The following is a 14,520-nucleotide window of genomic DNA, read 5'->3' on the forward strand; positions in this document are numbered from 1 at the left end:
GCCATCGACGCCTCTCAGCGCACCCGCTCCGGCTGCCGCGACCCGGTGGACGTCCGCAGTCGAAATGAAGGGGATGAGATCATGCGCCCGGTGATTCGTCGCAAGGAACTCGGTGACCTCCGCACTCTGCTCTCACGGCATCATTCCGTGGCGCTCACCGGCGGCATCGGGACCGGCAGACGGTCACTTCTGCGTGCCCTCGAGGCCGACTGGGAGGGAATCGCCGTCCGGGTGCCGTCCAGTCCGCTCGACGCGCAGATCGCCTATTCCGGCATCGACGGTCTGCTCACCGCCGTCGGAGCACCGGTCGACGATGTCGCGATCCCCGCGGAGCGCACTCTCGACGAGGTGGCCTTGAGCGCGCTGACGGCCCTTGATGCGCTGCCGGAGGAGAAGAACATGCTCGTCCTCGTCCCCAACGCCGATGAGATGGACCTCGACTCCCAGCGGGTGCTCGGACGGATCCTCCGCCGCCGGCGGACCGGTCCGCTGAGCATCGTCATCACCGCACGGTCGGTCAGCGATGACGGTCCGTTCGCGTCGGTGCCCGAGATCGCACTGTCGGATCTCAGCATCGCCGAGCTGGTCGACCTCGCCCACGAGCTCAGCGCCGTGCGGTTCGGACACCTGACGCTCGCCGAGGAGGCGGCACTGGTGGCCGCCCATGCGGCATCGGGACGGCCGCTGGCGCTCAGCCGCATTCTCGACGAGATGGCACTGAGCGAGATCCGCGGAGAGATCGCGCTGACTCTGCCGGTCAGGGTGGGACCGGCCAGCCACCCGATGATCGCCGAGCTCGTCGATGGGACGAGTCCCGATTCCGAAGAGATACTCAGATGCCTGTCCCTGGCCCCGCTGACGCCCGTTCGTCCGCTGGCCGATCGGATGCCCGGGTTCTGGGAGGCCATCGACGAACTCGAGTCCCGCGGAGCGATCGAACGCCGTGGAGCATTCCTGCGCATCCCGCATGGGCTCGTCCGAGCCTCGGTCCAGCAGTCGATGTCAGCCGGTCAGAGGCGCCGGACGCACCTCGACCTGGCGCAGGACTGCGCCGAGACCTGGCCGCAGGTCGAAGCCTGGCACACCTCGTTCGTCGCCCCGGACGAGGAGACGCCCGAGCTCCTGACCGCGCACGCGACAGGACTGATCCGGCAGGGATTCGTCGCCTGCGGCATCGAATTCGTCGAGCGGGCCCTCAAGGTCAGTGCCGCCCCTGAGCGGCTCCACGAGCGGATTCTCGATGTGGCCGAAGCGCTTGCCGACCGTGGTCAGTTCGTCTTCGCACGCCGCTATTCGACACTCGCCTCACGTTCTTCTCACCCCGGCATCGCCGTCCGCGCACGGACGCTCGATGTGCGCAATGAGTTCGTCAGGACGCAGACGCTGCCCTCCTCACTGCTGATGCCGTGGAGCAGACGTGAAGCGGCGGAGGCTCCCGCCGAAGTCGCCCGCCTGCAGCTGACGCTGGCACTCTGCCACTGCGAACGAGGCGAGTATGCCGACGCGCAGGAACTGGTGGAGCTGGCCGAAGCAGCGCAGGATTCCTTCCACGACGGTGAGCGACAGCTCGCCCAGGCCGTGCGGATCCTGCTCGAGAGCAATCGCGGAGACGATGCCTCGGCGCTGCGGGGATTCATCGCGTTGCAGGAGGAGCAGGAAGCGTTCGAACCGACCTTCGGTCTGGCAGTCGCCTCCGGACTGATGCTGACCGAGCACTATGATCGTGCCTCCGCCGTGCTCGATCGGGTCCGCATGGACTGCGAGCCGTCCCGGACCTGGCGGCGACAGGCGGACTGTCTGCGGGCTGAGCTGGAGATCCGTCTCGGGCGCATTCGCCGCGCCAGCGATGTCATCGACCGGATCACCGCCGCCTCCGAGAGCGAGGCGAGCAGAGGCTCCGGGCTCATCCGGCAGGACCGTCTGCTGCTGCTGCGCTGCTGGCACCTGTTCATGAGCGGACGCCCAGGTGATGCCGGCACGGTGGAGGAAGAGGCCGCAGCACTGGCCATGACCACGGGCAACCGCAGTCTCCTCGCCGAGCTCAACGCCGTCCAGGGGCGCTATCTGCTGAGCGTGGACTGTCCGGCCGAAGCCGTCGATCATCTGCGTCGCTGCGCCGAGCTCTCGGGAGCCGAGGTCAACCCCAATGTGCGCCGTTTCGAAGGCGACCTGATCGAGGCGCTGGTGAGACTGGGCCGAAGGGAACACGCCTCGGTGATGCTCCAGCAGCTGCGCAGGCGGGCCGACCGCTGCCCCTCTCGCTGGACCGAGCTGGCGGTGAGCAGGAGCGAAGCGATGCTGGCCGCCGGGACGACGTGCACCGAACTGTTCGGGCGTGCTCTGCGCGAAGCGAGCTCACCCGAATTCGCTTTCGAGAAGGCGCTGACCCATGCGGCATTCGCGTCGCGCCTGGCCGACAACGGGGCCGGGATGAAGGCACGCGAACAGCGAACAGCGGCCGCGGCCCTGCTGCACGAGGCCGGGGCCGAACGATTGGCCGAGCAGCTGCTCGCCGGTCGGACCGAAGCTGCCGAAATCGAGGCTCTGCCCGACCTGCCGCGTCTGGGCGAGCTCAGCGATGAGGAACGCAAGGTCGTCGAACTGGTCCGGATGGGGCTGAAGAACCGGGAGATCGCCGAACGCATCTTCGTCTCCCTGCGGACGGTCGAACTCCGGCTCACCGCCGTCTACCGCAAACTCGACGTCGGGTCACGGACGGAACTCGTGTCCCGCCTGGCCGGCAATCCTCGCCTCGCCGCCGTCTGAGAAGGACCCGGCCGAAGATCGTGGCACTCCGCACGGTGCCGGTCGTGGCACTCCGCACGGTGGCCGCGGATGACCGCACTCCCTCCTCCGCAAGCGGCTGAACAGGAGCTCGGCAGCCATAGCGTGAACTCGACGCATTCCGCAGTGGGAATCGCAGCACCGCCGGAGTCCTCGGGCGGTGGCCGGCCGCTCGGCCGGGATCGTCGAGTATGGGAGATCGCTATGACTGTGTCAGAACACCCGGATCCGCTCACCCGGACAGGCGCTTCCGCAGCCCCACCGATGGCGGCCGCGACAGCGGCGTGGCCGGCGAGACTGGCGATGCGGGTCTGGAGGAACAAGACCGGTCTGCAGCTGCTGTTCGACGTCTCGGCTTGGATCCTCGCCGGTCTGCTCGCCGCGACGGTCATGAGCGGCGGCATCGCGACGGTCGAGCTGGGCATCGCCCTCGCCGCTTCAGTGGCTCTGCAGTTGGTTCTTGGACTGCTCATCGGTGTGTACAGGAGCCGATTCCACTACGGCAGCTTCTCCGAATACGGCGGGATCGCGATCATCTCTCTCGTCATCGCGTGCGCCCTCATGGCCGTCACGTTCGGGAACTCTCCATTCGTTCTGCTGACCGTGCTGTCCGCTGTCATCCTCATGACCGGCAGCCGCTACGTCGTCCGCTGGTCCCACCAGATCGCCACTCGGCCGCTGCAGGGTCAGCGGGTGCTCGTCGTCGGTGCCGGCGCCGCCGCCGAGTCGCTGATCCGACAGATGCTGTCCGACCCCGACGGCGCCTATCTGCCCGTCGGGCTCATCGACGACGATCCGCGCAAGCGGCACCTGAGCATCCACGGGGTGCGTGTGCGGGGCACGAGCGAGGACATCGCCGAGGTGGTCGAATGGCTCAACGTCGCCGGTGTCATCGTCGCCATCGCCGATTCCGAGGCGGGATTCCTCCACGCCTGCCGAGATCGTCTGCAGACGTCCGGGACGTGGCTGCGAACGATCTCGCCGCTGGCGGAGATGGTCAACCGAAAGGTCGAGATCGCCGATATCCGCGACCTCAAGGTCGAGGACCTGATCGGACGCAGCCCCATCCGCACCGACCTGGATGAGATCGCCGAGGCGGTGGCGGGCAAGCGAGTGCTGGTCACCGGTGCGGGAGGGTCGATCGGCAGCGAACTCTGTCGTCAGATCTTCTCCCTCAACCCCGAAAGCCTCGTCATGCTCGACCGGGACGAGACCTCTCTGCACGGAGTCGAACTCTCCCTGTTCGGCTCGGCCCTGCTGATGTCGCCGAACACCGTGCTCGCCGACATCCGCGATCGGGCGGCGCTGAACCGGATATTCGCCGAGGCGAGGCCCCAGATCGTCTTCCACGCCGCGGCGCTCAAGCACCTGCCGATGCTGCAGAGATTCCCCGAAGAGGCCTGGAAGACCAACGTCCACGGCACCCTCAACGTCCTCGATGCCGCTCACGCGGTCGGGGTCGAGACCTTCGTCAACGTCTCGACCGACAAAGCGGCTTCCCCGACGAGCGAACTGGGTCGCAGCAAGCGCATTGCGGAGCAGCTGGTCAGCGGGTTCGCCGCGAAGTCGCCGGGGACCTACCTCTCCGTCCGCTTCGGCAACGTGCTGGGCTCCCGTGGCTCGGTGCTGATGTCCTTCCAGGAGCAGATCAGGCGAGGAGACCCGATCACCGTCACCGATCCCGAAGTCCGTCGATACTTCATGACGATTCCCGAAGCCTGTCAGCTGTTGCTGCAAGCGGCGACGATCGGAGAGGACGGCTACGTCATGGTCCTCGACATGGGGGAGCCGGTGCGCATCGTCGACATCGCCCGAAGTCTGGTCGCGATGTCGAACCAGAACACCGAGATCGTCTACACCGGTCTGCGCGAGGGAGAGAAGCTCGACGAAGAGCTCTTCGGCGACTACGAGGGGACTGTCGTGCGGATCCACGACAAGATCAGCCGCGTGGAGGCTCCGGTGATCGAACCGGCCGACCTGCCCGTCGTCATGGCCGAGCGGGACATCATCGATCAGTTCTGCAGCCGCAACTGCCGTCCGGTGACGGCGATCGGCCATGAGCTCGGCGCACCGGTCGATCGTGAGCCGGGCGCACAGAAGATCGAGACCGAGACCGTCCACCTGTCCGCGACCGCGGGTCTGGTCCCGGAGCGCGTGAGCCGAGAGCCGATCTGAGCGCAGAGACGAATCCACCACTGGCTCGTGCCTCCGTTGGAGCCGACAGAGCCTGCCTCGAGAAGAAGGGAAGGTCAGGATATGCCCCTGTCCGGCACAACACCGAGCTCACAGCGCACCGCATCCGCCGACGAGAGGATCCTGCTGTCCACCCCGGACGTCGGACCGGTGGAGGAGGAATTCCTCCTCCGGGCCTTCCGCGGCGGCTGGATCGCCCCCATCGGTCCCGACCTCAGGGCGTTCGAGGACGAACTCGCGGCGGAAGTCGGAGTTCGGCACGCGGTGGGACTCTCATCCGGAACGGCGGCCCTGCACATGGGGCTGCTCGGTCTCGGCGTTCGCCCCGGCGATGCTGTCGTGACATCGACGATGACTTTCGCCGCGACAGCGAACGCCATCACCTACTGCGGTGCTCGGCCGCATTTCGTCGACTGCGCATCTGACGGAAACATGGATCCGGCGCTGCTGCACCGAGTGCTCAAGGAACTGGCCGCCGAGGGCAGGGCCCCGGCCGCGATCGTTCCCGTCGATCTGCTCGGACGTCCCGCCGACTATGGACGGATCCTGCCGATCGCCGCCGAGTTCGAGGTTCCCGTCCTCATCGATGCGGCCGAATCGCTGGGCTCGGCATACGGGCAGGAGCCATGCGGCAGCTTCGGGCAGGCCGCGGCTGTTTCATTCAACGGCAACAAGATCATGACGACGTCGGGAGGGGGCGCGCTCCTGACCGATGACGACCGTCTCGCCGAATACGCCGCTTACCTCTCCGCTCAGGCACGGGAGCCGGTGGCCCACTACGAGCACAGAGAGATCGGCTTCAACTATCGCCTGAGCAATCTGCTGGCCGCTCTCGGTCGGGCGCAGCTGACCAGGCTCCACGGCATGATCGACAGGCGAAGGGCGATTCGTCAGCGGTACGACGACTCGATCGTCTCGCCTTGGGAGGGGATCACCCTCTTCGGAGCGGACAACCCTCATCGGGACAACGCTTGGCTGTCAGCGATCCTCGTCGATGAGCAGCGGGCAGGCTTCAGCGCCGGTGATTTGGGCGCATGGCTGGCGGCGCACAGCATCGAGACGAGATCCCTGTGGAAGCCGATGCATCTGCAGCCGGTCTTCACCGCCGCACCCATGCACGGCGGGCAGGTGTCCGAATTCCTGTTCGCCTCCGGTCTGACAATGCCCAGCGGCTCGGCCCTGAGCGAGACCGATGTCGATCGGATCATCGAGACGGTCATCGACTTCATCAGCTGTCCGAAGCCGCAGTTCGATCGCATCGCATGATAGCCCGACCGCAGTCCACGCCGCTCGACCCCCGATCCCGCGAGCCTGCGGCGCAGACGCCCGCTGCCGTGGGGGCTCGGTCGGCTTTCCGCACACTCGATGCGGTCCGCCGCAGGCAACATGACTTTCCCATTACTGCCCTCGGTCACGGCTATAGCCTGAGATTCGGATCGGCCGAAGCGGAGGACACGGAAATGAACATCAGGAATGCCTCCGGGCTCTCGCGTCGATCCGAGACCGGGAGCCCGCGAGGACGCTTCGATCGGGTTCTCCTGCAACCCGTGACTTCGAGGTGACCGACCATGGCTGCGTTTGAGAACCCGCCGGAGACGAGGAAAGGTCTGACATCCATGGAACTGCGTGACTATCTGCGGATCCTTCGCAAGAAATGGCTGCTTGTCACCGTGATGACAGCGCTGGGAATCGGCGCCGGGTTCGTCCCCGTGATGCTCATGCCCCCGACCTATGAGGCCAACACGCAGCTGTACGTGTCCGTCCGGTCGGAGGTCGGGACCACGGGCGACCTCATGCAGGGCAACAGCTTCGCCCGTGAGGTCGTCAGCAGCTACGCGGACGTGGTGGGCACCAGCGTGGTCCTGCAGCCTGTGATCGATGAGCTGGAGCTCGACACCACCGTCTCCGAACTGGCGGAGAAGGTTCAGGCCAGCACCCCGGAGGAGTCTGTCCTCATCGACATCGCGGCCGAAGACACAGATCCGGGCCAGGCCTCAGCGATCGCCGAGGCGGTCGGGGAGAGTCTCAAGCAGGCAGTGCAGGATCGACTGGAACCGGCTCGGGCGGACGGCGAGAGTTCGATCAGCCTCACCACCACTCAGCAGGCGCTGACCGACGAGGACCCGGTGAGTCCGCGCGCCGAACTCCTTCTGCCGCTGGGATTGCTCGTCGGCCTGTTCGCCGGTCTCGGTCTTGCCATCCTCACCGCTGTGCTCGACACCAGGGTCCACTCCGTTCGCGACATCAAACAGATCACGGCGGTTCCGGTCGTCGGCAGGATCCCGCACGATCCGACGATCGACAGCGACCCTCTCGTCGCGCGCAGTCATCCTCACAGTTCGACGACCGAGGCGTTCAGGGCGCTTCGCACCAGTTTGGATTTCCTCGTGATCGGGCAGCGGAATCGAGTCCTCACGGTCACCTCGTCGAGCGTGCAGGAGGGAAAGTCGATCACAGCGGCGAACCTGTCGATCGTCCTCGCCGAGGCGGGGATGCGAGTGGTCCTCGTCGACTGCGACCTCCGTCGGCCCAGAGTCGCCGAGTACCTGGGCATCGAGGGCGGGGCCGGCCTCAGCGATGTTCTGGTGGGACGAGCGGAGCTCGACGATGTGCTGCAGTACTGGGGCGAAAACGGGCTCCACGCTCTTCCTTCGGGTCGCATCCCACCCAACCCGAGCGAACTGCTCGGTTCGGAAGCCATGGACCTCGTGTTGGAGACCCTCAGCGCAGAATTCGACTTCGTGATTCTGGACGCCCCTCCCGCGCTGGCCGTGACGGATTCTGCCGTCATCGGGAAGAAGGCCACGGGCACACTCGTCGTGGCCGCGGCACAGAGCAGCAGGAAGCCGGCGGTGCTCGAAGCCATCAGCATGCATGAAGACGTCGGCGCACACGTATCCGGGATCATCGTCACGAAACTGCCGCCCAACGGTGACGACCTGTACGTCTACGGCAGTCGGGCCTCCTACGGCACACCCCCGACTGCCGACGAACAGCTTGGGGGACCGGACCACGCTTTCGTGTCCGATCGCGGTTCCGAGCTCAGCGGGTCCGCTCGGCCGGAACATGAAGTCCATGACGAACCAGCCGTGCAGATCGACACGAGCAGTGCGGACCGCCCGACGAGTTCGGCGCTGTCATTGGTGCACGCCTCTCGGGCGGAGGCGAAGAGCGCCTCGAGGGAGGTGTCCTGACGTGCCCGATCAATTCGCGATTCTCACGGTGTGCACCGGCAACATCTGCCGGTCGCCGTTGGCAGAGGCGGTGCTCAGGCAGCGATTCGTCGACGACTCGGAGATCCTGGTCGGCTCGGCGGGCACCCAGCCCGCGCTCGGGCGGCTGATGACCAAACAGACTCGCGAGATCGCCTACTACCTGGGTACCACCGATGCCCGTGGCCACCGGGCCAGGAAGGTCACCGTCGACCTGCTGCGCGAGGCCGACCTCGTCCTGGCCATGACCCGCGAGCACAGACGGAAACTCGTCGAGCTCAGTCCGAGCACCATCCGCCGCACCTTCACCATGCGGGAGTTCGCACGCCTGGCAGCGACGACACGGGACTCGGACATCGTCAGGGAAGGGGCCTTGGACGTCGACGATCGTGCGGGAAGGCTGCGAACCGCCGTCGCCGCGGTGGCTCGAGGGCGGAGTCGTCAACGCCGACCGCAGTTCCCTTCCGATGATGACGTGCTCGATCCCTTCGGCGGTGACCACGGGGTCTACACGCATTCGGCGATCCAGCTCGTTCCCGCAGTGGAGGGAGTGGCCCTGCTGCTGCAGAGGGCGCTGAGCCTCGATGAGGAGGACCGATGGGCGGTCAATGCTCTCGGCATGCCGATCTCCTGACGCGGAATCCCACTCTCCTGCTTCTGAGGAGGCGATCCTACGACTTCACCAAGCGAGCCGTGGATCTGTGTCTGGGAGCAGTGGGACTCATCGCAACCGCTCCTGTGCAGGCGGGCATCGCCGTCGCAGTCCTGCTCACTCTCGGCCGGCCGATCCTCTTCCGCCAACGACGCCCGGGACGGGACGGCGAGATCTTCGAACTGCTGAAGTTCAGGACGATGCGACACCCGGAGACGGAGCACGATACGGACGAACAGAGGCTGACCTCGATCGGGAAGCTCCTGCGGGCATCCAGCCTCGACGAGCTGCCCTCACTGTGGAATGTGCTGCGCGGTGACATGAGTCTGGTCGGCCCCCGGCCTCTGCTGGTGGAGTATCTGGATCTGTACACCCACGAGCAGGCCAGGCGGCACGAGGTGCGGCCCGGCATCACCGGGCTGGCGCAGGTCCGCGGTCGTAACGAACTCGATTGGCAGGACAAGTTCGACCTCGACGTGGACTACGTCGACCGACGGTGCCTGCTCCTGGACCTGACCATTCTTCTGCAGACCGTGCACACCGTGGCGATGAGAAGAGGGATCAGTCGGTCCGGATACGCAACGGTGCCCGTCTTCTCCGGTCGGGAAGGAGACGATGATGGCGAACGCTGATGAGTCGGCACGAGTCCGTGTGGCCGCCGGTGTCTTGGTCGGAGCCCAGATCGTGGCCGCCGGAGGCGCGGTCGCCATGAATCTGCTGGCCGCGGTCGTTCTCGACCCTTCGGCCCGAGGGGATCTGGCGTTCGCGCTGCAACTGGTCTACTTCCTGTCCGTGTTCGCGATCATGGGCCTCGAACGACCCTTCATCGCCACGCGCTTCGGCGGCTTCGGCGACGAATATCGGCGATTCGCACGGCTGGTGCTGCCCGGCACCGTGGCGATCCTCCCGATCGCCGTGCTCGCCACGACCGTGGCTCCTTTCAGCACGAGATGGCTGTGGGCCGGCGCCATCGCAATCGGCGGATACGTCGCCCTGAACTCGCTGGTGCATGCGGTGAGGGTCGCCTATGTCTGCAGTCGGGAATGGAAATGGTTCGCACTCAATGCCATCGCCACACAGGTGATCATCGTGGCGGGCGCTCTCAGCCTGGTGCTGCTCGGCGTCGATGACCCTGTGATCTGGATGTGGGTCTACGTGGGTTCGACGATTCCTGCCGTCCTCATCCTGATCTTCTCACCCCGCACCGGTGTCCCGTCGCCGGCGCTGTCCCGCACCGGTGTCTCGTCGCCGCTGACCGGGGAGGGTGCGTCGTCGCAGCTGACTCGCGCCGAGGCCCGCGGGCTGCGTCGCCGAGGGTGGATACTGCTGCCGTCCGAGTTCAGCAACTCCGCGATGCTCCACTCCGATCGTCTGCTGCTGCCGATGCTGAGCAGCTCGGCGGAACTGGGCCTCTACGTCACCGTCGCCACTGTGCTCGAAATGGCCACATGGCCCATTCAGCAGTGGGTTGACGCCTCGCTGCGCGGCTGGTCGAAGGCGTTTCGGTCGCGACGGTTCCCGATCGCCAAGCTGTTCGCTCAGTGCGTGGCGCTGCTGATCGGCATTGTGACCGTGCTGGGAGCCGCCGCCTACGCGATGATCGTATTCGTCCTTCCCGACTCCTACCTTCCTGCCACCGTGGCGATTCCCGCTCTGGCTGTGTCCGCGGTGGTCTTCGGCGTCACGCGAGTCCAACAGGGGCTCTTCATCGCAGCGGATGCCCCGGGCACCGTGTCGACCATCGAAGTCTTCGGCACTGCTGCGGCGCTGATCGCCTATGTTCTGCTGATCCCGCAGTTCGGGATGCTGGGCGCGGCCTACGGCTCGATCATCGGCTATTCGCTCTGCGCCGTCGTGGGCGCCATCGCCTTGCGACGGGTCAGGAGGAAGAGGAGGCCCAGCGAAGTCGATGGGTCCGAAGACGGAGACGACTGCACCGGGGCCCGCACGAGCGGCCTGTGCGCCAACGAGCCGGGAGATGTTGTCGAGGCTGCGGGCCGATCCGCGGACAGAACGAAGGAATGAGAAGATGGACGTGCTGATGATCGCGCAATTCGCGGACGTAGCGGGAAACTCGAACAACCGATTCAACACCGTGGCGAGCGTGCTCGGTCGCCTCGGCGCCGATGTGGAATTGGTGACCTCGTCGTTCTCCCATACGGTCAAGCGGCAGAGACCTGCGCCCACTGCCCGGAACCCTCTCTATCGGACGACCTGTGTGCGGGAACCCGGATATCCGACGAACGTCTCGATCCGCCGGATCCTCAGTCATCGTGCCCTGGGACGCAACCTCACAGACTACCTGCACAGACGGCGTCGGCCCGACGTCATCTACTGCGCCGTACCGTCGCTCGACGTCGCGGACGCGGCTCGGACTTACGCGAAGCGGCATGGAGTCAAGTTCATCATCGATGTGCAGGACCTATGGCCCGAGGCCTTCGAGATGGTGCTCAGGCCCAAGCGGGCGGCACATTACGCCCTCGCCCCGCTGCGCAGCAGGGCACAGCGGATCTATCGGGCCGCGGACGCAGCGGTCACGGTCTCCGAAACGTACTCGAGGCGGGTGGCGGAGGCCCGAGACGATGAGGCGAGCGTGTCCACCGTGTATCTGGGCACCGACCTCGAACGCTTCGACGGCTTCACCGCGAAGCGTCCGCCTGAGGCTGGGTACCGCGAACTCGTCTACATCGGAACTCTGGGTCACAGCTATGATCTGCCGGCGGTGTTCGACGCCCTGCGGATCCTGAGGCACCGGGGACAGCGCATGCGTCTGCACCTGATGGGCACGGGACCGTTCGAGGACCAGTGGCGCCGCGACACCGCAGACCTGCGCGATGAGGTGATCTTCCACGGCGCGCTCGACTACCCGGAGATGGTCTCACGTCTGCGAGGCTGCGATATCGCGGTCAACCCCATCGTCGCGGGAGCCGCACAGAGCATCACGAACAAGGTCGGTGACTACGCGGCCGCCGGGCTGCCGGTGGTCAACTCGCAGGAGTGTGAGGAATATCGGACCCTGCTGGACGCCTACGGTGCAGGGATCAGCTGCGATGCCGGTGCCCGCTCCATAGCCTCGGCGCTGGAGAAGCTGGCCTCGGACGACAGACTTCCGGAGCGGGCGAAGGGCTCGCGGCTGATGGCCGAAGAGCACTTCGACCGCGGGGTGACCTACAGGCGTCTCGGTGAGCTGATCCTCGATGTCGGATGAGACGATGCGGACACGGCCTCTGAGCAGCCGGCGTCGGTTCCATCCGGGAACCGGCACGATCCTGCTCACGCTCATCGTGGTGGCGATCGTGCCGGTCACAGTGGTGCAGGTGATCGGAGTCCCCGTCCCTTTCACAGCTGCCGTCGCGGCCGGGTACGCGGTCCAGACGGGCATCGTCGTGTTCGTGGCGTCGCGCTGGCGGATCCAGCCGCGCGATCCGTGGATCTGGATCGCGCTGGTGTACGGCATCCTCCAGCTGGCGACCCTGCTGTCCGTGGGGTTCCGATACGGAACCTACGATCTTATGGACCTCATGGGTGCGGTCGCCGGAACGGTCGGCATCGTGGTCTACGCCGGACTGGTGCAGGCGATGCGGCCGGATGAGGCAGACCTGCGGAAGTTCCTGACCGGATTCCTGTGGCTGACGCTGGCCGCCATCATCGTCAATTCGGTGCTGCACGCCCAGGACATCCCGCAGCTTCTGAATGCGAGTTCGAGCTATCAGTTCGAACTCAGCAGCTTCTTCGCCAATCGCAACCAGTTCGGGTACTTCCTGTTCCTGAGCATCGTTGCGCATGCGCTCTGCCTGGCGGGCAGACGTCCTCGACTGCACAATGTCGGGCTGTTCGGCCTGCAGATCGTCTCGCTGCTCCTGACCATGTCCAGGGGCTCGATCGCCGCCACGATCATCTTCGCAGTCGTGTTCGCCCTGCTTCAGCTGCGCACGAGAGCCAGATACTTCATCGCCACCGTCATGGCGGCGGCGACCGCGGGGACGATCATGCTGCTGACGGACATCGGAAGCACTGTCCGGGATCTCGTCCTGCGCCCGAGTGCCGCGCTGGCCGGACGGGACGTCGTCTGGGGCATCGGACTCGACATCTGGAGGGAGCACGGAATCCTCTTGGGCAGCGGGGGGTTCCGCGGCGTCACCCTCGCCCAAGAGCACGGGATGCAGTTCTCGGAATTCCACAGCTTCCTCATCGAGACGCTCGTCAGCGGTGGACTGGCGGAACTGCTGTTCCTGTTCGCGGTCCTCGCTCTGGTCTGGACGCGAGTGGTGAAGTCGTCCCTCGACAGTCGTCGTCGACACGTCCTGTTCGCCTCGGCGGTCGGAGTCGCGGGGCTGTCATGCGTGGAGAGCGTATCGCTGTTCACGATCGGACTGGTCGGGACGATCTTCACCATCTTCTTCATCTCGCTGCCGCTTCTCTGCGCTGAGCTGGCGCCTCCGACCGACAGGAACCGCCGCTCACTTCCGGCCGGAAGCACTCGTCCGCTTCCCGCCGGACGTCACCGTCGTCCGCTTCCAGCGAAGGAATACCGATGACTCGTTCCCAGAATCTGAAGATCGTCATAGCCTCCGCGGGCCACCGGGCCCACTACCTGGACTGGTTCAGAACCGCCCTGCGGTCACAGGGACTTCCCGGCGAAGTCATCGCCTTCGAATACCGCGAATCCGCCCCGTCGTTCGCCAGTGCGGACCGCAGCGTGGTCGTCCCGGCCTACAACGCACCGGTCTATCGCGAGACGATCGCGAACTGGGTGAGCAGGGAATCGCCCGACCTGTTCATCTCACTCAACGACTACGAACTCCAGGTCCTGTCGACCGGTCTTGCCGACGAGCTGCGGAGAACCGGGTGCATCGTCGCCGCTCTCGAATCCGGTGCGCAGACCATCGTCTTGGACAAACACCTCATGGCCTCCGCGCTCACACAACGGGGACTTCCCTCCCCTGCCACGTGGCTCGGCAGTGAAGTCGACAGCGTTCGAGCAGCGAACCCGAACGGACGGTTCATCGTCAAACACCGTTTCGGCAGCGGTTCGACAGGTCTCTGCTTCGCCTCCGCAGCGGATCTCGGCGACGCCGTATCCGAATCCGCGAAATCCGCGAAGGGCGGCGACGGAAGAGCGAGCTCGAACGGCCTCGACGCCGTGGTCGTGCAGGAACTCCTGCCGGGGGCCGAATACGGTGTCGATGGAGTGTACCCACTCGATGGGGAGGGGAGTCTGCTCGGTGTTCTGGCTCGGCGCAAGGACCGCATGAGGGGTGGGGACACCGATGTCGCAACCACTGTCGCCCCCGGGGTCTTCACCGCCTCCATGGCAGCACTCGGCGATCTCCTCAAGCCGGTGGGCCCGATCGACGTCGACTTCCGAGAGAGTGCCGACGGCACACCGCTGATCATCGATGTCAACCCACGGTTCGGTGGGGGATACCCGTTCTGCCATCTCGCCGGGGCGGATCTGCCGGCGCACATGGTTCGATCATTGGCTGGGCTGGACCACGACCCAAGCTTGCTGAGCTGCCGGATCGGCATCATGTCCGCCCGGCGCGAGGAATTCTCGATCCTCGACAGCGCCCCGACGCTGTGCCCGACGGCGCCCGAACCGCACCCGTTCCGATCGTCTGCGCCCGAACCGCAGGCGTTCTGACCCCGCAGCCGCCTCGGCCGGCAGCGCGGACCTTG

10 protein-coding genes are annotated in these 14,520 nt (G+C 66.0%); all 10 read left to right on the forward strand.

Annotated elements, in window-relative coordinates; translation table 11 throughout:
- Positions 1 to 81 precede the first annotated feature (81 nt).
- The 10 genes from IG171_RS17865 to IG171_RS17910 all read left to right on the forward strand — a co-directional run bounded on the left by IG171_RS17865 (position 82) and on the right by IG171_RS17910 (position 14,485).
- On the forward strand, positions 82 to 2,766 hold the full coding sequence (locus tag IG171_RS17865) for a LuxR C-terminal-related transcriptional regulator (RefSeq protein ID WP_212128657.1): 2,685 nt from the start codon (positions 82 to 84) through the stop codon (positions 2,764 to 2,766).
- Positions 2,767 to 2,988: 222 nt separating this feature from the next.
- Positions 2,989 to 4,959, forward strand: a complete 1,971-nt coding sequence (locus IG171_RS17870) for a nucleoside-diphosphate sugar epimerase/dehydratase (protein WP_212128658.1) — start codon at positions 2,989 to 2,991, stop codon at positions 4,957 to 4,959.
- An 81-nt stretch (positions 4,960 to 5,040) separates the two neighbouring features.
- On the forward strand, positions 5,041 to 6,243 hold the full coding sequence (locus IG171_RS17875; protein WP_212128659.1) for an aminotransferase class I/II-fold pyridoxal phosphate-dependent enzyme: 1,203 nt from the start codon (positions 5,041 to 5,043) through the stop codon (positions 6,241 to 6,243).
- A 350-nt stretch (positions 6,244 to 6,593) separates the two neighbouring features.
- A complete protein-coding gene (locus tag IG171_RS17880) occupies positions 6,594 to 8,171 on the forward strand; it encodes a polysaccharide biosynthesis tyrosine autokinase (RefSeq protein ID WP_212128660.1) in 1,578 nt (525 codons plus the stop codon).
- A 1-nt stretch (position 8,172) separates the two neighbouring features.
- Complete coding sequence (locus IG171_RS17885) at positions 8,173 to 8,823, forward strand: low molecular weight phosphatase family protein (RefSeq protein WP_212128661.1); 651 nt, start codon at positions 8,173 to 8,175, stop codon at positions 8,821 to 8,823.
- Between the two features lie 80 nt (positions 8,824 to 8,903).
- The gene (locus IG171_RS17890) at positions 8,904 to 9,473 is read left to right on the forward strand and encodes a sugar transferase (protein ID WP_249203802.1); all 570 of its coding nucleotides are present in this window, start codon (positions 8,904 to 8,906) and stop codon (positions 9,471 to 9,473) included.
- A complete protein-coding gene (locus IG171_RS17895) occupies positions 9,457 to 10,866 on the forward strand; it encodes a polysaccharide biosynthesis C-terminal domain-containing protein (RefSeq protein ID WP_212128663.1) in 1,410 nt (469 codons plus the stop codon). Before IG171_RS17890 ends, IG171_RS17895 begins: the two co-directional genes overlap by 17 nt.
- Positions 10,867 to 10,870: 4 nt before the next feature.
- Positions 10,871 to 12,049 carry a glycosyltransferase family 4 protein gene (locus IG171_RS17900; protein WP_212128664.1) on the forward strand — a complete coding sequence of 393 codons (1,179 nt, stop codon included), beginning with the start codon at positions 10,871 to 10,873 and terminating at the stop codon, positions 12,047 to 12,049.
- A gap of 4 nt (positions 12,050 to 12,053) precedes the next feature.
- Positions 12,054 to 13,379 (forward strand): O-antigen ligase family protein, encoded by a 1,326-nt coding sequence (locus tag IG171_RS17905; protein ID WP_212128665.1) that lies wholly within the window; start codon positions 12,054 to 12,056, stop codon positions 13,377 to 13,379.
- Positions 13,376 to 14,485 carry an ATP-grasp domain-containing protein gene (locus IG171_RS17910; protein WP_212128666.1) on the forward strand — a complete coding sequence of 370 codons (1,110 nt, stop codon included), beginning with the start codon at positions 13,376 to 13,378 and terminating at the stop codon, positions 14,483 to 14,485. The genes IG171_RS17905 and IG171_RS17910 overlap by 4 nt, the downstream gene beginning before the upstream one ends.
- Positions 14,486 to 14,520: the final 35 nt, after the last annotated feature.

This window comes from Brevibacterium sp. SMBL_HHYL_HB1, assembly GCF_018208375.1.
GTDB classification, from domain to species: domain Bacteria; phylum Actinomycetota; class Actinomycetes; order Actinomycetales; family Brevibacteriaceae; genus Brevibacterium; species Brevibacterium intestinavium.